At 46.8% G+C, this 1002-nt stretch carries 1 rRNA gene; it reads right to left on the bottom strand.

What is annotated here, in order from left to right:
• Positions 1-1002 (bottom strand): 23S ribosomal RNA (locus ACQW0Y_RS02945); the annotation flags it as partial.

The following is a 1002-nucleotide window of genomic DNA, read 5'->3' as shown; positions in this document are numbered from 1 at the left end:
ATGGTAACAAGTTAGAAGTTCAACGTAACAAGGGTGGTATTTCAACGTCGACTCCACTTGAACTAGCGTTCAAGCATCATAGTCTCCCACCTATCCTACACAAGTTAAATCAAACTCCAATATGAAGTTATAGTAAAGCTCCACGGGGTCTTTTCGTCTAGATGCGGGTCTCCGGCGTCTTCGCCGGAACCATAATTTCACCGAGTCCAATGTCGAGACAGTTAAGAGATAATTACTCCTTTCGTGCAGGTCAGTATTTAGCCGACAAGGAATTTCGCTACCTTAGGACCGTTATAGTTACGGCCGCCGTTCACCCGGGCTTCACATCAATGCTTCGCTAAAGCTAACACCTTTGCTTAACCTTCGGGCACTGGGCAGGAGTCACCCCATATACATCGTCTTACGACTTAGCATAGAGCTGTGTTTTTGATAAACAGTTCCCCCTTACTATTCACTGCGGCCCACTTTTTAGGGTGGGCATCCCTTCTTGCGAACTTACGGGATGAATTTGCAGAGTTCCTTGACATTGGTTTTCTCGCTCGCCTTAGAATACTCATCTTGGGGACGTGTGTCCGTTCTCGGTACGGGTTTCCATAAACTATATGTTAGAAGCTTTTTTAAGAGGTATGGAATCATCCAATTCGCTACTTGGTTGCCCTTTCACTATGCATCATAGCTCCCGGTTAAGTTATGCGGATTTGCCTACATAACCCAGTCACTATTTACCCCACAATCCAATAAGTGGTAGTGCTATCCTCCCCCGTCACTCCATCACATTTATAGAAAGTACAGGAATATTAACCTGTTGTCCATCGGCTACGCCTTTCGGCCTCGTCTTAGGACCCGACTAACCCTGGGTGGACGAACCTTGCCCAGGAAACCTTCCCCAATAGGCGTCAGAGATTCTCACTCTGAATCGTTACTCATACCGGCATTCTCACTTGTAAGCGCTCCACCAGTCTTCACAGTCTGGCTTCAATGCCCTTACAACGCTCTCCTAAC

It is taken from the genome of Mycoplasmopsis arginini (assembly GCF_965278885.1).
GTDB classification, from domain to species: Bacteria; Bacillota_I; Bacilli_A; order Mycoplasmatales; family Metamycoplasmataceae; genus Metamycoplasma; species Metamycoplasma arginini_B.
The sequence above is the reverse complement of the archived record's forward strand: the minus strand, read 5'-3'. Positions and strand labels throughout refer to the sequence as shown.